Source organism: Pseudonocardia sp. P-1 (assembly GCF_058111925.1).
Genome location: NZ_CM176614.1, coordinates 1,987,362 through 2,008,720, shown reverse-complemented (window position 1 = coordinate 2,008,720; position 21,359 = coordinate 1,987,362). Strand labels below are relative to the sequence as shown.

The following is a 21,359-nucleotide window of genomic DNA, read 5'->3' as shown; positions in this document are numbered from 1 at the left end:
GCAGCGTCGCCGGTGGCACGGTCGGCCTCTCGGTCGGGGGGCGGGCGCGTGCGCCCGGAGAGGTGGAGCCGGTGCGCAGGACGATCATCACGCTGCTCGTCGCCGTGGGGGTGACGCTCGGGACCGCCGGACCCGCCGTGGCCGCGCCCGCGGCACCCGCACCGCCCGCGCCGCCGCCGGGGTCGGGCATCGTCTGGGGTGCGTGCAGCAGCCCGTCGCTGCAGCAGGCCAGGGCCGAGTGCGGCTTCCTGAAGGTCCCGCTGGACCACGCGAAGCCCGCCGGAAAGAAGATCGAGATCGCGGTCTCGCGCGTCCGGCACACCGTCCCGCAGGCGCAGTACCAGGGCGTCGTGCTCGTGAACCCCGGCGGTCCGGGCGGCCCCGGGCTGGGCCTGTCCCGGCTCGGCTCCGCCGTCCCGAAGAACGCCGGTGCCGCCTACGACTGGATCGGCTTCGACCCGCGCGGCGTCGGCACCAGCCGGCCCGCGCTCAGCTGCGACCCCGACTACGGCGGCTACGCGCGCCCGGACTACCGGCCGGAGAACGGCGCCGAGAAGGCGTGGCTGCCGAAGGCCGAGGCCTACGCCCGGGCCTGCGGGAAGGCCGGCGGCGAGCTGCTCGCGCACCTGCGCACCGAGGACACCGTCCGTGACATGGACCTGATCCGCCAGGCGCTCGGCGCGAAGCAGATCAACTACTACGGCTTCTCCTACGGCACGATGCTCGGCCAGGTCTACGCCACGATGTTCCCGGACAAGGTCCGCCGGATGGTCCTCGACGGCGTCGCCGACCCCCGTGACTGGTGGTACCGGGCCAACCTGAACCAGGACGTCGCGTTCCAGCGCAACATCGAGACCTTCTTCGACTGGGTCGCCAAGAACGAGGCCACCTACCACCTCGGTACCACCGGCGACGCCGTCGAGAAGCGCTTCTACGACCTCGCCGCGGAGTTCCGGAAGGCCCCGCTCGGCGGGAGGATCGGGTCCTCGGAGTGGACCGACATCTTCCTGCGCGCCGGCTACAACGTGGGGGAGTACACCTCCGTCGCCGACGCGTTCGTCGCCGGCACGAAGAAGGACGCGGCGAAGCTCAAGGCCGCCTACGACCAGGCGGGCTCGCCCACCGACGACAACAACTACGCCGTCTACCTCGCCACCCAGTGCACCGACGCCCCGTTCCCGCACGACTGGGCCACCTGGAAGCGCGACAACACCGCCACCGACCGGAAGGCGCCGTTCGAGACCTGGGGCAACGCCTGGTACAACGCGCCGTGCCGGGACTGGCCGGTGAAGCCCGGGCCCGCACCGAAGGTCGCCGGGACGCTGCGGACCGGCCCGCTGCTGATCTCCGAGACCTACGACGGCGCCACCCCCTACGAGGGCGCACTCCAGGCCCGGCGGACCTTCCCCGGCTCGTCGCTGGTCGAGGGCGTCGGCGGGCACACCCACTCGTCGTCGCTGTCGGGGATCGCCTGCACCGACGACACGGTCGCCGACTACCTGCTCACCGGCGCGCTGCCGAAGCGCACCGGCGGGGACCGGTCGGACCGGCAGTGCCCGCCGCTGCCGCCGCCGTCCCCGGCGGCCGCGGGCGGGTGAGGCGGGCTCAGCCCGCGACGAGCAGGATCACCAGCGGCACCGGGACGGCGACCAGGGCCAGCAGCACCGCGTTCGCCGTCCGGTACTCGCGCAGCACCGCGACGAACTCGCGCAGCACCGCGCTGGGCCAGTAGTAGCCGGCGGTCGGCGCCCCCACGGCCTGGGCGTCGACGCCGAGCCGCCGGGCCAGCAGCGCGGCCCGGAACGCGTGGTAGTTGCTGGTCACGATGACCCCGGGGCCGTCGCCGACCAGCGCCGAGCTGAACCGCAGGTTCTCCTCGGTGGTCCGCGAGTCGGTCTCCGCGGTCAGCACCGCCGGGTCGGCGCCGTGCGCCGCGGCCCAGCGCGCCATCGCCTCGCCCTCGGCGAGCCGCTCGTCGTCGCCCTTCCCGCCGGACAGCACCAGCCGTCCGGCCCCACGCCGGGTCAGCTCGTCCATCCCGGTCGCGATCCGCGACGCCAGCAGCGGCGGCACCTCGCTGCCGCGCAGCCCGGAGCCGAGCACGACCACCCAGTCCGCGGGCCGGTCGCGCACCAGCCACCGGTAGAGCCGCGCGTAGCCGAGGAACGCGGCGAACTGGAACGCCAGGAACGCCGCCGCGAGCAGGCAGGCCAGCCACAGCGCGCGCAGCACGAGCGAGTGCAGCGCCAGCACCGGCCAGACCGCGACGAGCAGCCCGATGATCGCCAGGCCGGTGAGCAGCGACAGCGAGTTGCCGAGTGAGAAACGCTCCCGGCGCAGCATCACCGCGCCGTTGAGGACGCAGAACACCGCGAACACCACCGTGATCAGCGGCGACAGCACCACGGCGAGCACGAGCGCACCGAACACGGGGTTGCCGCCCGACCCGGCGAGCGCGAGCACCCACCCGAGGCTCACCGCCGCGGCGAGCAGCCAGTAGGCGTTGCCCAGCCGTCGGGGGTCGCGCCGGATCCGCCGCACGGTGAACACGGTGACGACGACCGCGAGCACGACGGGCAGCACGACCGCGAGGACGGTCACGAGCAGGGTGAGGAACGAGTCGGACATCGACGACGATCCTTCTCCCCGCCCCACGGACCGGCCCCGGACGGCCCGGGCGGCCACCCGGCCGTGGCGGCCGGCGGTCGGCCCGGTGCGCCGGACCGGGTCCGGCGACGGCGACGCCCGGCGTCGGGGAGGATGACGGCACTGTGTCGTCCCTCTTCGCCCCCACCGTGCGCGTGCCCGGTGGCCGCTTCAAGCCGGACCCACCGGTCCCCGCGCGCGACGTCGCCCGCGCCGACCGCCGGGTCCGCCGTGCCACGGGCGTCCTCGCCGCGCTCGCGGTCCTGCTCGTGCTCGCCTGGTGGGTCGACGGCGGGGGCGCGACCGGGCTGCTGGGGGGCGGCACCGGGGCCGTCGCCGAGACCGGACGGCTCTGCGGGCTGCTGGCGTCGCTGCTGCTGCTCGGGCAGGTGCTGCTCGCCGCCCGGATCCCACTGCTGGAGCACGCGTTCGGCCAGCGGCATCTCATCGCACTGCACCGCGGTACCGGGATCGCCTCGTTCGCCGGGATGCTGGCGCACGTCGGCTGCGCGAGCTGGGCGCACGGCCCCGCCGGTGCGGGCCGCGTCCCCGCCGGGTTCTGGCAGCTGACGTGGACCCGGCCCGGGATGGTCGCGGCCTCGCTCGGCACCGTCCTGGTGGTGCTCGTCGTCGTGACCAGCGCGCGGTGGATCCGCACCCGGCTGCGCTACGAGTGGTGGCACCTGCTGCACCTGTGGGGCTACGCCGGGGTGTTCCTCGCGCTGCCGCACCAGCTGTGGGCGGGGCGGGAGTTCACCACCTCGCCGTCGCGGACGGTGTTCTGGTGGGGGCTGTGGTCCGCCGCGGTGCTCGCCGTCGTGGTCTGGCGGGTCGCGGTCCCGGTGCTCCGGTCGCGCCGCCACCGGATCACCGTCGCCGCGGTGCTGCCCGAGGGCGACGGCAGCGTGTCGGTGCACATGACCGGCGACCGGCTGCGCGAGCTCGGCGCCTCGGCCGGGCAGTTCTTCGTCTGGCGGTTCCGGTCCGGGCGTGGCTGGCCCGCGGGCAACCCGTACTCGCTGTCGGCACCGCCGACGGCCCGCTCGCTGCGGATCACCGTCAAGCAGCTCGGCGACGGCAGCGCCGCCGTCCCGAACCTGCGGCAGGGCACCCGGGTCTACATCGAGGGCCCCTACGGCAGGCTCACCCCGCGCACCCGGACCAGCCCGCGGGTCGCGCTGATCGGCGCGGGCGTCGGGATGACCCCGTTGCGGGCGCTGGCGGAGAAGTTCCTCAACGAGTCCGCCGACGTCGTGGTGGTGCACCGCTTCACCCGCGAGCCGCTGTTCGCGCGGGAGTTCACCCGCCTCGCCCGGGAGCGGAACCTGCACGTGGTGGCCTCGCCGGGGCGTCGCCGGGGGACGGGGTCGTGGTGGGGCGCCGACGCGGGCCGGGCCGACGACCTCGCCGCGCTGCGGGCCCGGATCCCGGACATCGCGGTGCGCGAGGTGTACGTGTGCGGGCCCGGCCGGTGGACCGCGATGGTCCGGCGCACCGTGCTCGACGCCGGGGTGCCGGAGCGGCGCGTGCACGTCGAGAACTTCGGCTGACGACGCGTCCGGGAGCCCGGGCGGGGCGGGCCGGTCAGGGCGCCAGACGCTGCAGCAGCGCCATGACCTCACCGAGGGTCGTCTCGACCACCCGCAGGCGCTGCACCTCCTCGCTGCCGGGTGGCACGGGCGTGCCCGCCGCACCGGGACGACGACGGGGCAGCGCGGCAGCCGGGTCGCGCCGTCGTTCCAGCTCGTCGAGGCGCTGCAGGGTCGCCTGCAGGGTGGCCTCCGCGCTGTCCGCCCGGACCGTCTCCCGGCGACCCTGCTCCACGAGCCGGGCGACCCAGCTCGCCCAGGCGTCGACCTCGGCCCGCCGGTAGCCCCACGGGGCTGTGCCGAACACCGGGGGCGACGCGTCGTCGGCGGCGACGCGGCCGAACCGGGCGGCTACACCCGCCCCGCCGACCCGGTCGGCGGTGTCGCCGGCGTCGTCGTCGCGTTGTGTGCCCGCCGCACCCCGTCCTGTGACCACGGGGTCAGTCAACGGGCCCGATCCCGGGGTCACGCGAGCGCGACGGGCGGCGAACGGTCACCCGGTCGGCGAACGGTGACCACTCTCGGTGAACGGTCCGGTGTGGACGATCAGGCGAGGTGGACGTACTCGTACTCGAAGGGCTTGCCGTTGATCCCGTTCGACGGCGGCGCGATCCAGCCCGCGATCTTCCCGGGCTCGTAGACCGGGCGCATCAGGTTCTGCACGAACGTCCGGTCCGCCTCCGACGGCAGCCAGTCGTCCTGGCGGGACGCCCACACGTCGGCGGAGATCAGGTCGCCCTTCGGGGTGAGCTCGTGGGAGGAGAACAGCCCGACCTGCCGGTTGAACCCGACGTGCGGAAGGTACACGCGGTCGTCGAACCCGTTCTTCTCCAGGATGCGGTTCCAGCGCTTCAGCCCGGACTGGCAGTCCTTCACGTACTCGTTGCGCAGGTCCAGGTTCAGCGCCAGCAGGGCCGGGACCTCGTCGGTGACGACGCCGCCGTCGCGGACCTGCTCCATGCCGTAGCCGTCCTCGGTCAGCACGTGGTCGTCGCGACGCCGCTCCTCCTGCCAGCGGCCCTTGAGTCCGGCGGTGAAGTAGTTCGCCGCGTTCGTCGACTGCTCGGAGCCGAACAGGTCGAGGCTGACCGAGTAGTGGAAGTTGATGTACTTCTGGATCACGTCCAGCGGGATGCCGCCGTGCGGGGCGATGTCGGCGGTGTCGTGGGAGCGCATCAGCTCGCAGGTCCGCTGGATCACCCGGTCGATGCCGGTGGTGCCCACGAACATGTGGTGGGCCTCCTCCTTCAACATGAACTCGCAGGTGCGCGAGAGCGGGTCGAAGGCGGACTCCTTCAGCGTGCCGAGCTGGTACTTGCCGTCCCGGTCGGTGAAGTAGGTGAACATGAAGAACGACAGCCAGTCCGGGGTCTCCTCGTTGAACGCGCCGAGGATGCGGGGGCTGTCCAGGTCGCCGGAGTTGCGCTGCAGCAGCGCCTCGGCCTCCTCGCGGCCGTTGCGGCCGAAGTAGGCGTGCAGCAGGTACACCATCGCCCAGAGGTGGCGGCCCTCCTCGACGTTGACCTGGAAGAGGTTGCGCAGGTCGTAGAGGCTGGGGGCGGTCTCGCCGAGGCGGCGCTGCTGCTCCACCGAGGCGGGCTCGGTGTCGCCCTGGATGACGATCAGGCGCTGCAGGTCGGCGCGGTACTCGCCGGGGACCTGCTGCCAGACCGGCTCGCCGCGGTTCTCGCCGAAGGCGATCCGGCGGTGGTCGGAGCGCTCGGCCAGGAACCCCCCCCAGCGGTACTCCTCCATCGCGACGTGCCCGAACTGCGCCCAGCCCTCCTTGCCGACGTCGACGGCGGTGCGCAGGTAGACGTCCTGGGTCGGGACGGCCGGGCCCATCGTCTTCCACCAGGTGAGGAAGTTGGGCTGCCAGGACTCCAGGGCACGCTGCAGCTTGCGGTCCCCGGCGAGGTCGACGTTGTTGGGGATCTTCTCCGAGTAGTCGATGCTCATGGCTCACACCCGCTTGCGGTCGAAGTCGGCCCTGCGGCCCGTCCCGTACTTGCGCAGTGCGCCCTCCGGCCCGGAGGCGTTCGGGCGCACGAAGATCCAGTTCTGCCAGGCGGTGAGCCGGCCGAAGATGCGGCTCTCCATCGTCTCCGGCCCGACGAACCGGTGGTTGGCCTCCATCCCGGTCAGCGCGTCCGGCGAGAGCGAGGCCCGCTCCTCGAGCATGATGCGGACCTCGTCGTCCCAGTCGATGTCGTCCGGGGCGTCGGTGACCAGACCCAGCTCCAGCGCCTCGCCCGCGGTGAGGCGGCGCCCCACCTCCTTGCGGAGCGTGGCGACGTGGTCGTCGTCGCCGTGGAAGCGGCTCGCGAGCCGGGACGGCCCGTTGGGCATCGGGAAGGTGCCGAAGTTCGACGCCGTGAGCATGATCTGGGCCTCGTCGCCCTGCTCGTCGCCCTCGATCGTGCCGTCGAGCATGTACTGGCGGTCGCAGGCCAGGGCCAGCTCCAGCAGCGCACCGGCGAAGCAGGAGCCCGGCTCGACCAGCGCGATCAGGCTGCGGCTGGTGACGTCCAGGCGCTTGAGCGTGCGCTTGAAGTAGTGCCGGATCTCGTTGACCAGCCAGTCGTCGCCCGAGTGCTGCTCGATGACGCGCTCGAAGGCCAGCGCGTCCTCGACGTCGCCCCGGGTGCGGATCACCCAGGTGCCCAGCTCGGGTTCGTTGCTGCGCAGCCGCAGGATCAGGTCGTCGAGCTGGCGGGTCATGGCCAGCGGCCAGAAGTCCGCGCCGAGGGCGTGCACGCGCTCGATGCTCTCCGGGACACCGCCCCCTGGCCCGTCGACGGTGATCTCCACCAGGCCCCGGTCACGGTCGAACTCCGCGCGCACGTGCGGGTAGGTGATGCCGTCGGCGGTCTCGGTGCGCTCCAGCGGGGGCAGCTCGATCCCGTCGTCCGCGGGCAGCCGCGTCGACGCCGCCGCGGCCTCGACGGCCCGCTCGGCCACGGTCTCGTCCCAGCGGCGCTTGGGGATCACCTCGTCGACGAGCTTCCACTCGACGGCCTGCTTCCCGCCGAAGCCCTCGGACCTCGTGGCGAACACGTCGGCGCGGTCCTTGCGGACGCGGCGCTTGTCGGTGACGCGGGTGAGGCCGCCGGTGCCGGGCAGCACACCGAGCAGCGGGACCTCGGGCAGCGCGACGGTGGAGGAGTTGTCGTCGATCAGCAGGATCCGCTCGCAGGCCAGCGCCATCTCGTAGCCGCCGCCGGCGGCCGTGCCGTTGACGGCGGCGATCCAGGTCTGGCCGGAGTACGCGGTCGCGTCCTCGATGCCGTTGCGGGTCTCGTTGGTGAACTTGCAGAAGTTCACCTTCCACGGGTGCGAGGACCCGGCGAGCATCCGGATGTTCGCGCCCGCGCAGAAGTTGCGGTCCTTGGCGCTGGTCAGCACGACGGCCCTGACCCGGGGATGGGTGAACCGCAGCCGCTGGGTGATGTCGTAGAGCTCGATGTCGACGCCGAGGTCGTAGGAGTTCATCTTCAGCTCGTAGCCGGGGACGAGGCCGCCCGCCTCGTCGACGTCGAGCTTCACGAACGCGACCGTGGGGTCGTCCGGGTCGAGCGCGAGCTGCCAGTGCCGGTAGCCCGACGGGTCGCGGTCGAAGTCCACCCGAGGGACGTCTCCGTCGTCCGGGTCGACGGACGGGTCTGCACTGCTCATGGACTCCGCTCCTCCACGCGTCGTTGCGGCCATCAAAGACTACAACCAGATGACGTGGCGACGGAAGAGTGTGGAGTATCGGGGTGTGGCCCGGGCCGGCTCAGCCCTGGTTCTGCACCAGCGCGGCCGGGACCTGCTTGCGCAGCTCGCCGACGTCGTTGCGGGCGAAGCCGCGCGCGGTGAGCCAGGCGGTGACCGGCTCGGGGTCGGGGTGGCCGTGCGGCACGACGTTGTACAGGTAGTTCAGCCGCCGCCGGCCCGCCTCGGCCTCCAGCCGCTCCAGCACGAACGAGCCGACGCCGGAGTGCCGGGCCGCGGGGGCGACGAGGACCAGGATCTCGGCGTCACCCCAGCTGCCGTCGAGCCGGCCGTAGGCGACGGTCGTGCCGTCGGTGTCCTCGACGCGCCACCACTCGTCGCCGAGCGGGTCGCCGTCGCCGGGACGGCCGAGGCCGAACAGCGCGGGGTCGAGACCGTCGAGCACCCGGCCCTTCCGGTCGTCCCAGGTCGCGGGGGTCTCCGGGATCCAGTCCCACGTGTCCACGCCGGCCTCCTCGCCGTCGGTGTGTCCGCCGAGTGAACCCCGGCGGAGCGGCCCGGGTCGAGCGAACGTCCTACATCGAGACACTCCGGACGGGTCTCAGACCACCGTCTCCGGGTCGCCGGGGTGCCCCGTGGTCCCCGGCAGCGCGGCGGCGTGCGCGCGCAGCCGGTAGCGCTGGATCTTCCCGGTGGGGGTCTTGGGCAGCTCGTCGACGGTGACCACGGCGCGCGGCCGCTTGAACGAGGCCAGCCCCTCACGGCAGAACGCGACCAGCTCGGCCTCCGACGGCGCCGCCGCCGGGTCGCGGGGCACGACGAACGCGACCGGCTTGTCCAGCCCGTCGTCGTCCGGGATCCCGACGACGACCGCCTCCGCGAGACCCGGGTGCTCCAGCAGGCGGGCCTCGACCTCGCCGGGGGAGACCCAGATGCCCCCGACCTTGAGGACGTCGTCGGCCCGGCCCAGACAGGTCCACGACCCGTCCTCGCCGCGGACGTACTGGTCGCCGGTGCGCATCCAGCGGCCCTGGAACACCGCGCGGTTGACCTCGGTGCGGCACCAGTAGCCGGTGCACACGGAGTCGCCCGCGACGTAGAGCATGCCCTGCTCGCCGGGGCCGTCGATGACGCTGCCGTCCGGCCGTCGCAGCTCCACCTCGTAGCCGGGGACCGGGAAGCCGGAGCTCCCCGGCACGACCTCGCCCGGCCGGTTGGAGATGAAGATGTGCAGTGCCTCGGTGGAGCCGATCCCGTCCAGGACCTCGAAGCCGTAGCGGTCGAGGACGCCGTGGAACATCCGCGCGGGCAGCGCCTCGCCCGCCGACGCGCCGCGGCGCACGGTGGCGAACCGCTCGCGCGGCAGCTCGGCGGCGATCATCGGGCCCCAGAAGCTGGGGACGGCGAAGAACAGCGTCGCGCCGTGCTGCTCGGCGAGGCGGGAGTAGTGCTCGGGGTCCGGCCGGGACGGTTCCAGGACGGTGCAGGCGCCGACCGAGAGCGGGAAGAACATCGAGTTGCCGATGCCGTAGGCGAAGAACAGCTTCGCGACCGACAGGCAGACGTCGTCGCGGTGGATTCCGAGGACCTGGCGGCCGTAGGTGTCGGCGACGAACCGGATGTCGTCGTGGCGGTGCATGGCGCCCTTGGGCTTGCCGGTCGTGCCCGAGGTGTAGAGCCAGAGCGCCTGGGACTCCGCCCAGGTCGGGTGCGGCTCGGGCAGCGGCTCGGCGCCGTCGAGCAGGGCGTCCCAGGTCAGGGAGGTGACCCCGGCGACCAGCGGGTCGGCCCCGGTGAGCACGACGCGCTCCAGGTCGGGCGCCCCCGCGACGGCCTCGGTGAGGTGCGCGGCGAACGCCTCGCCGCCGATCACGGTGGTCGCCCGCGAGTCCCGGACGAGCACGGCGAGCTCGCGTCCGGTCAGCATCGTCGAGCACGGCACGGCGACCGCGCCCGCCCACAGGGTCGCGAGGATCGCGGTGAACAGCTCGACGTCGTCGGGCATCACGAGCAGCACGCGCTGCTCGGGCCGCACGCCGGCCCGGCGCAGGGCGCCGGCCACGAGCCGGACCCGGTCGGTCAGGGCGGCGTAGGTGAGCGAGCCGCCGGGGAACCGGACGGCGGTACGGCCGCCGTCCCCGGCCCCGACCCGGGCGGCGGTGAGGTGCGCGGCGGCGTTGAACGCCTCCGGCGCCTGCTGCGCGCTGCGGGGGACGGGCACGGCGGTGTGGGCGGGATCGACGTTGTCGACGCTGACGACATCGGCCATGGTGGACGGCTCCTGTGCCGGTTCGGGGACCTGTGATGCTACACACATCGGACGGCGCGTCAACGGTGTGTAGATCGACGACGGCCCGGTGCGGGGCGGCCGGGACCGGCTCCTAGGCTCACCGTCCGTGGGGACCCTCGTCAGCTTCCATGCCCATCCCGACGACGAGTCGATCGGCACCGCGGGCACACTCGCCAAGGCCGCCGCGCTCGGCCACCGCGTCGTCCTCGTCTTCGCCACCCGTGGCGAGCTGGGGGAGCCGGTACCCGGCGTCCTGGCCGAGGGGGAGCAGCTGCCGGTCCGCCGCTCCGCGGAGTGCCACGCCTCGGCCCGCGCCCTCGGCGTCGCCCGCGTGGAGTTCCTCGGCTACGTCGACTCCGGGATGATGGGCGAGCCCAGCAACGACGCCCCCTACTGCTTCTGGCAGGCCCCGGTGGAGCACGCGGCCAAGCGGCTCGCGCTGATCCTCGAGGAGGAGGAGGCCGACGTCCTCACCACCTACGACGACAACGGCGGCTACGGCCACCCCGACCACATCCAGGTGCACCGGGTCGGTGCCCGCGCCGGGGAGCTCGCCGGGGTGCCGGTCGTCGCGCAGAACACCACCAACCGCGACTGGCTGCTCCGCGGCATGCGCGGTCTCCGGAAGGAGCGCGGCGACGACTGGCAGATGCCCGAGATCCCCGACGACGGGTCGTTCGGCAAGCCCGAGTCCGAGATCACCCACCGGGTCGAGGCCGTCGAGTACGCCGAGACCAAGCGGGCCTCGATGCGCGCGCACGCCAGCCAGATGGGCCCCGACCACTTCATGCTGACGATGCCGGACCCGGTGTTCGCGATGGGGCTGGGCACCGAGTTCTACATCGTCGACGCGCAGCCCAACCCGGCCACCGCGCCCGAGATCTGGACCGAGGTCTTCGAGCCGCTCAGGTGACGCCCGCGCGCCGGTCCCACGCCCGCATCAGCGCGGCGTGGGCCGGGCGTTCCACCAGCCGGGTCAGCACCCAGCCGAGCAGCACCGCCGTCGCCAGCATCGCCGCGGACTGCAGCAGCGGCCCGGCGCCGAGGTCCTGCAGCCGGCGCATCAGCACGTAGCCGACGGTCTGGTGCACCAGGTAGACGCCGTAGGAGATGCCGGCGAGCCTGCGCGCCGCCGTCGCCAGCGGGGCGGGCATCCGCGAGCCCGGCCGGGGCAGCCGGGCCACCACGGCGACGAGCGCGATCCCGGCGCAGACCAGCGCGGCGGCGACCGCGTCGAGGTGGTCGAGGTCGATCCGCACGACGCCGTCGGGCCCCGGCTCGAGGCCGTGCACGAACTGGGCCAGGCCGCACACCGCGAGCAGGGCGATCGCGTGCGGGGTGCGCATCCGCCGGGTCGACCACAGCCACACCGCGATCCCGGCCACGAACAGGTGCAACCGGTGGAACCCCAGCCCGTCGACGACGGTCCGGTACCACCACGGCGGGTCGGCGACGTCGCCCGGCCGCGCCCGCAGCGGCCACAGCAGCAGCGGGACGACCACCATCGCCCACAGCAGCACCCGCAGCCGCGGCCCGTACCCCCAGCGCGTCACGCTCAGCACCGCGGCGGCGGTGAACGCCATCAGCTGCAGCGGCAACGTCCAGAACGCCGGGTCGAGCCACGGGTAGCGCTCGGTGTCCCAGTTCCCCAGCATCAGCCAGTTGACGACCATCTCCCGTGCCGGCGGCGACGCCCAGTCCAGCGGGGACACGAAGCGCAGGGCCACCCAGGCCAGCGGCACCGCGACGACGAACGCCGGCAGCAGCCGCGCGACCCGCCCCCACCAGTAGCGCCCGGGGGAGTGGCGGCCGAGCGTCGCGCAGGCGAAGTAGGCCGAGACGACCAGCAGCAGGCTCGCCCCGACCTGGTGGTCGAAGGAGACGCTGCGCGGCGCCAGCTCCGGGTGGAGCACCGGGCCGAGGTGCGTGGCGTGGTAGAGCACGACCAGCAGCACGAAGGTGCTGCGCAGTACGTCCCAGCCGGGCTCCCGGCGACGGGTCCCCGGCGGGGGTGTCGGAACCACCACATCTCCACCGTCGCACACCGCCGGCGACCTGTTGATCCGGGTGAAGGGCGCCCTGAGTGCGCGGTCGGGGGCTGTCGGTTCTACTCTCCGTAGAGCACAATCGGCGCGCGCCGTGCGACGGGCCGGGACCCACGGAGTGGATCTCCCGAACCGGACGGGCGCCGCTCGCCGGTCGGGAAGTAGAGTCTGCCCGTCCGCGAGGACGTGCTCAGGTCAGGCAAGTGCATGGAGGCCCAGGTGACAGCCGTCGAGCCCAAGCCGATCTCGACGCGCCCGTATCCGGCGCGGCGTGAGGGCAAGGGATCCACGTTCCTCAAGATGTTGAGGACGACGGACCCGAAGGACATCGCGATCCTCTATCTGACGACGTCGTTCGGCTTCTTCGCCGTCGGCGGGGTCATGGCGCTGCTGATCCGCGCCGAGCTCGCGCGGCCGGAGCTCCAGTTCCTGTCGACCGAGCAGTACAATCAGCTGTTCACCATGCACGGCACGATCATGCTGCTGCTGTTCGCGACGCCGATCGTCTTCGGTTTCGCGAACTACATCGTGCCGCTGCAGATCGGTGCCCCCGACGTCGCGTTCCCGCGGCTCAACTCGTTCTCGTACTGGCTGTACCTGTTCGGCGGCCTCATCGTCGTCTCCGGCTTCCTGACCCCCGGTGGTGCCGCCGACTTCGGCTGGTTCGCCTACACCCCGCTGTCGGACGCGGTGCGTTCGCCGGGGCCGGGCGGTGACCTCTGGATCATGGGGCTGGTCGTCTCCGGCCTGGGCACGATCCTGGGTGGCGTCAACTTCGTGACGACCATCGTCTGCATGCGCGCGCCCGGCATGACGATGTTCCGGATGCCGATCTTCACCTGGAACATCTTCATCACCGCGCTGCTGATCCTGATCGCGTTCCCGATCCTGACCGCCGCGCTGCTCGCGCTGGCCGCGGACCGCCACCTCGGCGCCCAGATCTTCAACCCCGCCAACGGTGGCGTGGTGCTCTGGCAGCACCTGTTCTGGTTCTTCGGCCACCCCGAGGTCTACATCGTGGCGCTGCCGTTCTTCGGCATCGTGTCCGAGATCTTCCCGGTGTTCGCCCGCAAGCCGATCTTCGGCTACAAGGGCCTGGTCTTCGCGACCATCGCCATCGCGGCGCTGTCGGTCGCGGTGTGGGCGCACCACATGTACGCCACCGGCGCGATCATGCTCTCGTTCTTCGCCTTCACCACGTTCCTCATCGCCATCCCGACGGGCGTCAAGTTCGTCAACTGGATCGGCACCCTGTGGAAGGGCAAGATCACCTACGAGACGCCGATGCTGTTCTCGGTCGGCTTCCTCGTCACGTTCCTCTTCGGCGGCCTGACCGGCATCCTGCTCGCGATGCCGCCGGTGGACTTCCACGTGTCGGACACCTACTTCGTCGTCGCGCACTTCCACTACGTGCTCTACGGCACGATCGTGTTCGCGACCTTCGGCGGGATCTACTTCTGGTTCCCGAAGATGACCGGCCGCTTCCTCGACGAGAAGCTCGGCAAGATCCACTTCTGGCTGACCTTCCTCGGGTTCCACCTGACCTTCCTGGTGCAGCACTGGCTGGGCAACGAGGGCTACCCGCGTCGCTACGCGGACTACCTGCCCTCGGACGGCTTCACCACGCTGAACACGATCTCCTCGATCGGCGCGTTCATCCTCGGTGCCTCGACGCTGCCGTTCTTCTACAACGTGTTCAAGAGCTACCGGTTCGGCCGGGTCTGCACCGTCGACGACCCGTGGGGCTTCGGCAACTCGCTGGAGTGGGCCACCTCGTCCCCGCCGCCGCGGCACAACTTCACCGAGCTGCCCCGGATCCGCTCCGAGCGCCCGGCGTTCGACCTGCACTACCCGCACCTGGTCGAGAAGGCGCGCGCCGAGGCGCACGTCGGCAACCGGGCGCACCCGACCGAGGTCCTCGCGCAGCAGGTCGGCAAGGAATCCATGCCGGACGACGACCCCAAGTCGACCTGAGGTGTCGGCGGCTCACCCCGTCCCTCCTGGTCCGGCCCGGCCCACCGTGCTCGTCACGGTGACCGGGCCGGACCGGCCCGGTGTCAGCTCCGTGCTGTTCACCGCGCTCACCACGGCCGGCGTCGAGCTGCTCGACCTGGAACAGGTCGTGGTGAACGGCCGGCTCACCCTGGGCGCGCTCGTCGTGCCGGCAGGGGATCCGGAGGACCTGCAGGAGACGGTGGGCGCGGCGATGGACTCCATCGCCATGACCGTGCACATCGAGATCCAGCGTGACGGCCGTCAGGCCGCCCGGACGCCGTCGACGCACGTCGTCACGGTCCTGGGCAGGCCGATCACGGCCCGCGCGTTCGGCGCGATCGCCGCGGAACTCGCCGCGGTCGGCGCCAACATCGACTCCATCCGCCGGGTCGCCGACTACCCGGTGACGGGGCTGGAGCTGCTCGTCTCCCCGGTCCCCGAGGGCGACGCCGACGACTACCCGCCCGGCACGCTGCGCAGGCGGCTGGTCCGGGTGGCCCGGCAGGCGGGCGTCGACGTCGCGGTGACACGGGCCGGGCTGGCGCGGCGCAGCAAGCGGCTCATCGTGTTCGACGTCGACTCCACCCTGATCCAGGGCGAGGTCATCGAGATGCTGGCCGCCCGCGCCGGGGCCGACGTCGAGGCCGAGGTCCGGCGGGTCACCGAGGAGGCCATGGCGGGCCGGCTCGACTTCACCGAGTCGCTGACCCGCCGCGTCGCCGCGCTGGAGGGGCTGCCCGCCTCCGTCGTCGACGAGGTGGCCGCCGGGATCGAGCTGACCCCCGGCGCCCGCACCACGATCCGCACGCTGCGCAGGCTCGGCTACCGCTGCGGCGTCGTCTCGGGTGGGTTCACCCAGGTCATCGCCGGTCTCGCCCGCGAGCTCAAGCTGGACTTCGTGGCCGCGAACGAGCTGGAGATCTCCGGGGGGACGCTGACCGGGCGGGTCGTCGGCGAGGTCGTCGACCGGGCCGGGAAGGCTGTCGCGCTGCGCCGGTTCGCAGAGTCCCACGACATCCCGCTCGACCAGACCGTCGCGGTCGGCGACGGCGCGAACGACATCGACATGCTCTCCACCGCCGGGCTCGGGGTGGCGTTCAACGCCAAGCAGGCGCTGCGCGAGATCGCCGACACCTCGGTGTCGGTGCCCTACCTTGACGTCGTGCTGTTCGTCCTGGGCATCACCCGCACCGAGGTCGAGGCCGCCGACGCCGCCGAGGGTGTGCTCCGCCGGGTCCCGCTGGCGTGACCGGTCCCGCGCCGATCCTGCACCTGCTCGCGGGCCGCTACGGGTCCGGGGCGCGGGAGCGCGACATCGCGCCGGAGGCCGACGGCGTCGTCCGGGCGATGCCGGTCGTGCTGCGGATCGAGCGCGAACCGCTCCCCGGTCGCACCGCGCTGCTGGAGGCCGCCGCGACGGCCGCGGTCGCCGTCTGCACCGACCCGCGGGCCCAGCCCGGCGGCGAGTGGTCCGACGCCGTCGCCCCCTGGGTGGACGGGCGCATCCGCAAGATCGCCCGCCGGGCGCGCGGCGCGCACTGGCGTGCGGTCCAGGAGCTGCCCGGCGTGACGGTGCGGGTCGGCGACGCCGAGGCCCGCGCGCTGGTGCCCGGACCGGTCGACGAGGCCCCGAAGGCGGTGTCGCGGCTGCAGATCGGGGGCACCGAGCTGCCCGTCGACGAGCCGGGCCCGCCCGATCCCGGAGCCCCGCTGGTACTGCTGTCCCCGTATGCGGAGATGACGGTCGGCAAGGCCGCCGCGCAGGTCGGGCACGCCACGATGCTGCTCGGTGCGGCCCTCGGCTGGCCGGTCGGTACGGCACCGGTGTGCGCGGTGCGCACCGCGGACCGGGCCGCCTGGGCCCGGCTGTGCCCGGCCGCCGACGACGGCACCGACGGCGTGGTCGGGGTGCGCGACGCGGGCTTCACCGAGGTCGATCCGGGGACCATGACCTGCCTCGCGGTGGCCCGGGCCGCGTTTGCCGGGACCGCCGGGCGGTGATCCACCAGGTGTGACCACACACCCCTCCGCCGGTGCCCGCGACTGGGGCGGCCGGCTGCCCCGCAACGAGACCCTCGTCCTCGACGACGAGCAGCGCGCCGCCGCCGAGCGGCTCCACTCCGGCTCGGTCCGGTGGGCCGAGGAGTCCGGCTTCGCCGCCACCGACGACGACGGCGGCCTCATCGGCCCGTTCAACGCCTTCGTGCTGCGGCCCGGCCCCGGGAAGGCGTTCAACCGCTGGGTCGGCACCGACCAGCGGGACTCGTCGCTGTCGGCGACCGTGCGCGAGGTCGTGATCCTCACCGTCGGCGCGGCCTGGGGCGCGGCGTACGAGCTGTACGCGCACACCGCCGTCGCCCGGTCGGTGGGGCTGGCCGAGGACGCGGTGCGGGCGCTGCACGACGGAACCGCCGCCGACGTGCTGACCGGCGACGAGCTCGTCGTGCACCGGTTCGTCGACGAGCTGGTCCGCACCCACCGGGTCTCCGACGACACCTACGCCGCGGCCGAGGCCGCGCTCGGCCGCGACGGGGTGCTCGACACCGTGCACCTCACCGGCATGTACCTGTCGGTGTCGGCGCTGCTGAACGCCTTCGAGATCCCGGCGCCGGAGATCCCCCCGGCACCGTGAGCACCCGGGCCCCGCGGTCAGACGGTCGCGGTGAGGGTGACCTCGACGTTGCCGCGGGTGGCCTTGGAGTACGGGCACACCTGGTGGGCGGCCTCGACGAGCTCGTCCGCGGCCGCCTGGTCCAGGCCCGGCAGGTGCGCGGTGATGTCGGCGGCCACGTGGAAGCTCACATCGTCGGGCGCCAGCTGGATGGTGGCGGTGACCTGCGTGTCGTCGGGGACGGTGATCTTCGCCGTGCGGGCGGCCAGCCTCAGCGCGCCGTGGAAGCAGGCCGCGTAGGCCGCGGCGAACAGCTGCTCGGGGTTGGTGGCGCCCCCGGGGCCGCCCAGCTCCGGCGGCATCGTCAGGTCCTGGTCGATGAAGCCGTCGTCGCTGCGGACGTGGCCGTCGCGGCCGCCGCCGGTCGAGGTGGCCTCGGTCGTGTAGTTCGCCACGGGTGCGCCTCCGGACTCGATTGGTTGCACACAACCTATATCGGGTCGGGGCCCGTCCGCCGTGTGGAGCCGGTCACGAGGACTCGCGCAGCCGGCGCAGTGCGCCGTGCACCTTCTCCCGGTCGGTGGTCTCCCAGAACGGGGGCAGGCTCGCCCGCAGGAAGCCGCCGTAGCGCGCGGTCGCGATGCGCGGGTCCAGGATCGCGACGACGCCGCGGTCGTCGGTGGCGCGCAGCAGCCGTCCGGCGCCCTGGGCGAGCAGGAGCGCCGCGTGCGTCGCCGACACCGACAGGAAGCCGTTCCCGCCGCGCGCGTCGGTGGCCTTCTGCCGGGCCGCGATCAGCGGGTCGTCCGGGCGCGGGAACGGGATCCGGTCGATGATCACGCAGGACAGCGACGGGCCGGGCACGTCGACGCCCTGCCACAGCGACAGCGTGCCGAACAGCGAGGTCTCCGGGTCCTCGGCGAACCGCTTGACCAGCAGCATCGTGGAGTCGTCGCCCTGGCACAGCAGGGGCGTGTCGAGCTTGCCGCGCAGTGCCTCGGTGGCCTGCTTCGCCGCGCGGGTCGAGGAGAACAGACCCAGCGTGCGGCCCCCGGCGGCGCGGACGAGTCCCTCGATCTCGTCGAGGGTCTCCGGCGCGAGGCCGTCGCGGCCGGGGCTGGGTAGCCGCCGGGCGAGGTAGAGGATCCCGGACTTGGCGTGCGCGAACGGGGACCCGACGTCGAGGCCCTGCCAGCGCGGCGCCTCCGGGTCCTGGACCGGGCCGTGCCCCTCCTCGACGCGCGACGGCGGGGTGGCCCCGGCCTCCCTGGGCTGCGACGCGGGCAGGCCCCATTGCCGGGCCAGCGCGTCGAACGATCCGCCCAGGGCCAGGGTCGCCGAGGTCAGCACGGTGGTGCGGGTGTTGAACAGCCGCTCGCGCAGCAGCCCGCCCACCGACAGCGGCGCGACCCGCAGCACCTTGTGGCGGGAGCCGTCGGGCCCCTGCTCACCCAGCCAGACGACGTCGCGGCGCGTGGCCGCGTCGGTCTCGGAGAACGTCTCCAGCAGCCGCGCGGCGGTGTCGACGACCTCGTCGAGCACGGCCTGGGCGAGCTTGCGCGCGGCGGCGCCCTCGGGGTCGGCGTCGTCGCTGCGCTTGTTCGCGCCCATCGACTGCCGGCAGCCCGCCCCGGCCGAGAGGATCGCGTTCAGTGCGCCCGCGGCGGCGGTGGTCAGCGACTCCCAGCGCCCGGGGGGCATGTCCTCCAGCACCGCGGCGAGACCCTCACCGGCCTCCGCGAGCCGGTCCGCGGTGTCCTGGTCGACGAGCTTGCCGCAGCGCCGGGCCGCGGTCGCGACGGTGCCCGCGGTCAGCTCGGCGGTGGCCGCGCCGGTGACCCGGTCGACGAGCTCGTGCGCCTCGTCGACGATCACCACGTCGTGCTCGGGGAGCACCTGCGCCTCACCCATCGCGTCGATCGCGAGCAGGGCGTGGTTGGTGACGACGATGTCGGCCCGCCCCGCCTCGGCCTTCGCCTTCTCGGCGAAGCAGTCCTCGCCGACCGGGCACCGGCTCGCGCCGAGGCACTCCCGCGCCGTCACCGACACCTGCCGCCACGCGGAGTCCGGGACGCCGGGGACCAGCTCGTCGCGGTCCCCGGTCTCGGTGTCCGACGACCACTCGTGCAGCCGCTTCACCTGCCGCCCGAGCGCCGAGATGGCGAACGCGTCGAACAGTTGCTCGTCGCCCGGATCGTCGTCCATGTCGCCGTGGAGCTTGTTCATGCACAGGTAGTTCCGCCGCCCCTTGAGGATGGCGAAGGTGGGCTCGCGGCCCAGCACCTTCCTCAGGCTCTTCGCGACGCGCGGCAGGTCCCGGTCCACGAGCTGGCGCTGGAGCGCGATCGTCGCCGTCGAGACGACGACCGTGGTGTCGCGTGCGATCGCGTGCCGGATCGCGGGCACGAGGTAGGCCAGCGACTTCCCGGTGCCGGTGCCCGCCTGCACGGCCAGGTGCTCGCCGGACGACAGCGAGCGGCGCACCGCGTCGGCCATCCGGTCCTGGCCCTCGCGGCGTGAGCCGCCGACCGAGGTGACGGCCACCTCGAGCAGCTCGTGCACACCGGGCAGGTCCTGGGTCCGCACGGGGGCCGTCGAGGGGGGAGGCACGTCCGGCAGGTTACCGAGCGCCCCCGACAGGTCCGGCCGTGACCGTGCCGCCCGGCACCCGGGACCGCGCACCCGGCGTACCCGGGCCGCTCACCGGGTGTGATATCGGACGGCCGGTTGCCGGTGAGCGGCGACACAGCGTCACGATGGGGGGGTGACAGCAACCATCACGACGCGGACCGTGCCCGAGCCGGGGATGTTCCCGGTGCTGATCGAGCACGAGGCCCGCTACGCCGACCTCGACCCGAGCCGCCGGATCGGCCGCGACGCCCTCGTGCGCTGGTTCGAGGACGCCCGCGTCGCCGTCGAGCGCGACACCTTCGGCGCCGACCTGGTCGCCCGCCTGCAGTCCCGCGTGCGGCTGCTGCTCGCCGCCATCCGGGTCGACGTGCTGGCCCCGCTGCGGGTCGCCGGCTCCTACCGGATCGGCGTCGGCGTCAGCCACATCGGCACCACGTCGTTCTCCTACCGGTACGCGGTCTTCGCCGGCGACGAGTGCGTCGCCACCGGCGAGTCGACCTCGGTGCACACCGACGGCGACGCCCCGACCCCGCTGACCGACGAGGTCCGCGGCGCGCTGACCACCCTGCGCATCGAGGCCCCCGCCCCGGTCCGTCCCGAGCGCGGCGACGCCCGCGCCGTCCGCGAGAACTACCCGTTCCGCTGGGACGTCCGCACCCGCTTCACCGACCTGGACACCAACCGGCACGTGAACAACGTCGCGCTGGCCTCCTGGTACCTCGACGGCCTCGCCGAGCTGCACTCCGACGTGCTGGGCTACCCCGCGGGCGGCCCGCTCGACGGGCTCTCCCCGTCGACGCTGTCTGTCCAGTACCTCTCCGAGGTGCACTACCCGGGCATCTACCAGATGCGCGTCGCGGTCACCGAGATCGGCGAGGACACCGTCCGCTACGTCTGCGGCCTGTTCCACGACCGCGAGCTCATCGGCCTGGCCGAGGCCGAGGGCTTCCACCACGCCCCGGGTGAGGACGGCGACCCGGTCCTCCTCGCGGAGAAGCTCGCCCCGTTCCGCTTCCGGGACTGACCCCGCACGTGCACCGAGATGCGGCTCAGCGGGAGTTGTGGATCTCCACACCCCGCTGAGCTGCATCTCGGCGGCGGAGGGCCCGATTCAGAGGACCGCGCGGACGGCGGTCTCGAAGCCGACGACGTGGTCGCGGCTGACGGCCTCGGCGCGGTCGGCGTCGCCGTCGGCGATCGCGGTCAGCAGCGCCGCGTGCTCGTGCACGTGGTGGCCGACCTGGTCCATGCGGTCCAGGAACAGGCAGTGGATCCGTGTGGCCAGGTGGTAGTAGCGGGTGAGCGTGTCCTCCAGGTACGGGTTCCCGGCGGTCCGGTACACCGACCGGTGCACCGTCACGTCCCACCGCATGAGCTCGATCCGGCCCATCCGCGGCGCCTCCAGCGACCCCACCCGCACGGCCAGCTCACGCAGCTCGTCACGCCGCCACCGCGGGGCGACGACGGCGGCCCGCCGTGCGGCGGTCGGTTCCAGCACGGTCCGGACCTCGCACACGTCGCGCAGGTCGGAGATGTCGACGGCGGTCGCGAACGTCCCCCGCCGCGGGTAGGACACGACCAGGCGCTCGGTCTCCAGCCGCTTGAGCGCCTCGCGCACCGGGGTGCGGCCCAGGCCGAGCCGGGTCGACAGCGCCTCGTCGTCGATCGGGGCCAGCGGCGGGATCTCCAGCATGATCAGCTGGTCCCGGATGGCCACGTAGGCCCGGTCGGCCAGCGACCGCGGGCTGTCGAAGTCCACGAACACGTCCTCGGTGATCGTCATGCGGGCTGTCCCTCGGGAACGGCCGGGCGGTCCAGCCGCGACGCGACCGCGCCGG

Annotated in this window: 18 protein-coding genes; 8 read left to right on the top strand and 10 right to left on the bottom strand. The window is 73.2% G+C overall.

Annotated features, from left to right (window positions below; genetic code table 11):
- Nucleotides 1-71 precede the first annotated feature (71 nt).
- Entirely contained in the window at nucleotides 72-1,598 is a 1,527-nt protein-coding gene (locus AC0GKK_RS09590; protein WP_489883631.1) for an alpha/beta hydrolase, read from the top strand.
- A 7-nt stretch (nucleotides 1,599-1,605) separates the two neighbouring features.
- Here the strand turns inward: AC0GKK_RS09590 and AC0GKK_RS09585 are convergent, their stop codons facing one another.
- Nucleotides 1,606-2,628 (bottom strand): YdcF family protein, encoded by a 1,023-nt coding sequence (locus AC0GKK_RS09585; RefSeq protein WP_489883630.1) that lies wholly within the window; start codon nucleotides 2,626-2,628, stop codon nucleotides 1,606-1,608.
- Nucleotides 2,629-2,771: 143 nt separating this feature from the next.
- Between AC0GKK_RS09585 and AC0GKK_RS09580 the strand changes: the two genes are divergently transcribed.
- Nucleotides 2,772-4,196 carry a ferredoxin reductase family protein gene (locus tag AC0GKK_RS09580; protein WP_405418977.1) on the top strand — a complete coding sequence of 475 codons (1,425 nt, stop codon included), beginning with the start codon at nucleotides 2,772-2,774 and terminating at the stop codon, nucleotides 4,194-4,196.
- Nucleotides 4,197-4,230: 34 nt separating this feature from the next.
- Here AC0GKK_RS09580 and AC0GKK_RS09575 read toward each other — a convergent pair whose 3' ends face one another.
- From AC0GKK_RS09575 to AC0GKK_RS09555, 5 genes are all read right to left on the bottom strand, one after another.
- Nucleotides 4,231-4,671 (bottom strand): hypothetical protein, encoded by a 441-nt coding sequence (locus tag AC0GKK_RS09575; RefSeq protein WP_489883629.1) that lies wholly within the window; start codon nucleotides 4,669-4,671, stop codon nucleotides 4,231-4,233.
- A gap of 110 nt (nucleotides 4,672-4,781) precedes the next feature.
- Nucleotides 4,782-6,194 (bottom strand): benzoyl-CoA 2,3-epoxidase subunit BoxB, encoded by a 1,413-nt coding sequence (boxB, locus tag AC0GKK_RS09570; RefSeq protein ID WP_489883628.1) that lies wholly within the window; start codon nucleotides 6,192-6,194, stop codon nucleotides 4,782-4,784.
- A 3-nt stretch (nucleotides 6,195-6,197) separates the two neighbouring features.
- Nucleotides 6,198-7,910 (bottom strand): 2,3-epoxybenzoyl-CoA dihydrolase, encoded by a 1,713-nt coding sequence (boxC, locus tag AC0GKK_RS09565; RefSeq protein WP_489883627.1) that lies wholly within the window; start codon nucleotides 7,908-7,910, stop codon nucleotides 6,198-6,200.
- A gap of 100 nt (nucleotides 7,911-8,010) precedes the next feature.
- Nucleotides 8,011-8,454 (bottom strand): GNAT family N-acetyltransferase, encoded by a 444-nt coding sequence (locus tag AC0GKK_RS09560; RefSeq protein ID WP_208825701.1) that lies wholly within the window; start codon nucleotides 8,452-8,454, stop codon nucleotides 8,011-8,013.
- 96 nt (nucleotides 8,455-8,550) lie between these two features.
- Entirely contained in the window at nucleotides 8,551-10,218 is a 1,668-nt protein-coding gene (locus tag AC0GKK_RS09555) for a benzoate-CoA ligase family protein (RefSeq protein WP_489883626.1), read from the bottom strand.
- Nucleotides 10,219-10,345: 127 nt separating this feature from the next.
- On the opposite strand from AC0GKK_RS09555, the gene AC0GKK_RS09550 reads away from it, so the two are divergent.
- Nucleotides 10,346-11,152 (top strand): PIG-L family deacetylase, encoded by an 807-nt coding sequence (locus AC0GKK_RS09550; protein WP_208825722.1) that lies wholly within the window; start codon nucleotides 10,346-10,348, stop codon nucleotides 11,150-11,152.
- On the opposite strand, the gene AC0GKK_RS09545 is transcribed toward AC0GKK_RS09550, so the two are convergent.
- Nucleotides 11,145-12,266 carry an acyltransferase family protein gene (locus AC0GKK_RS09545; protein ID WP_489883625.1) on the bottom strand — a complete coding sequence of 374 codons (1,122 nt, stop codon included), beginning with the start codon at nucleotides 12,264-12,266 and terminating at the stop codon, nucleotides 11,145-11,147. The two genes, AC0GKK_RS09550 and AC0GKK_RS09545, sit on opposite strands and share 8 nt — an antisense overlap.
- A 237-nt stretch (nucleotides 12,267-12,503) precedes the next feature.
- Here AC0GKK_RS09545 and ctaD point away from each other — a divergent pair, with 237 nt between their 5' ends.
- The 4 genes from ctaD to AC0GKK_RS09525 are packed head-to-tail and all read left to right on the top strand — an operon-like array spanning nucleotide 12,504 to nucleotide 16,911.
- Complete coding sequence (ctaD, locus tag AC0GKK_RS09540; protein ID WP_073576297.1) at nucleotides 12,504-14,258, top strand: aa3-type cytochrome oxidase subunit I; 1,755 nt, start codon at nucleotides 12,504-12,506, stop codon at nucleotides 14,256-14,258.
- 46 nt (nucleotides 14,259-14,304) lie between these two features.
- Nucleotides 14,305-15,528, top strand: coding sequence for a phosphoserine phosphatase SerB (gene serB, locus AC0GKK_RS09535; protein ID WP_476653985.1), 1,224 nt, complete (start codon nucleotides 14,305-14,307; stop codon nucleotides 15,526-15,528).
- Nucleotides 15,525-16,280, top strand: a complete 756-nt coding sequence (locus AC0GKK_RS09530) for a peptidyl-tRNA hydrolase (protein ID WP_489883624.1) — start codon at nucleotides 15,525-15,527, stop codon at nucleotides 16,278-16,280. The genes serB and AC0GKK_RS09530 overlap by 4 nt, the downstream gene beginning before the upstream one ends.
- A 10-nt stretch (nucleotides 16,281-16,290) precedes the next feature.
- Nucleotides 16,291-16,911 carry a carboxymuconolactone decarboxylase family protein gene (locus AC0GKK_RS09525; RefSeq protein WP_346105961.1) on the top strand — a complete coding sequence of 207 codons (621 nt, stop codon included), beginning with the start codon at nucleotides 16,291-16,293 and terminating at the stop codon, nucleotides 16,909-16,911.
- Between the two features lie 17 nt (nucleotides 16,912-16,928).
- On the opposite strand, the gene AC0GKK_RS09520 is transcribed toward AC0GKK_RS09525, so the two are convergent.
- Entirely contained in the window at nucleotides 16,929-17,345 is a 417-nt protein-coding gene (locus tag AC0GKK_RS09520) for an organic hydroperoxide resistance protein (RefSeq protein WP_253066816.1), read from the bottom strand.
- A 73-nt stretch (nucleotides 17,346-17,418) separates the two neighbouring features.
- On the bottom strand, nucleotides 17,419-19,509 hold the full coding sequence (locus tag AC0GKK_RS09515) for an ATP-dependent DNA helicase (protein WP_489884003.1): 2,091 nt from the start codon (nucleotides 19,507-19,509) through the stop codon (nucleotides 17,419-17,421).
- Nucleotides 19,510-19,654: 145 nt separating this feature from the next.
- Here AC0GKK_RS09515 and AC0GKK_RS09510 point away from each other — a divergent pair, with 145 nt between their 5' ends.
- Nucleotides 19,655-20,545 carry a thioesterase family protein gene (locus AC0GKK_RS09510; RefSeq protein WP_489883623.1) on the top strand — a complete coding sequence of 297 codons (891 nt, stop codon included), beginning with the start codon at nucleotides 19,655-19,657 and terminating at the stop codon, nucleotides 20,543-20,545.
- Between the two features lie 87 nt (nucleotides 20,546-20,632).
- Here AC0GKK_RS09510 and AC0GKK_RS09505 read toward each other — a convergent pair whose 3' ends face one another.
- Nucleotides 20,633-21,304: a GntR family transcriptional regulator gene (locus tag AC0GKK_RS09505; RefSeq protein ID WP_489883622.1), complete on the bottom strand. Its 672-nt coding sequence runs from the start codon at nucleotides 21,302-21,304 to the stop codon at nucleotides 20,633-20,635.
- Nucleotides 21,305-21,359 lie beyond the last annotated feature (55 nt).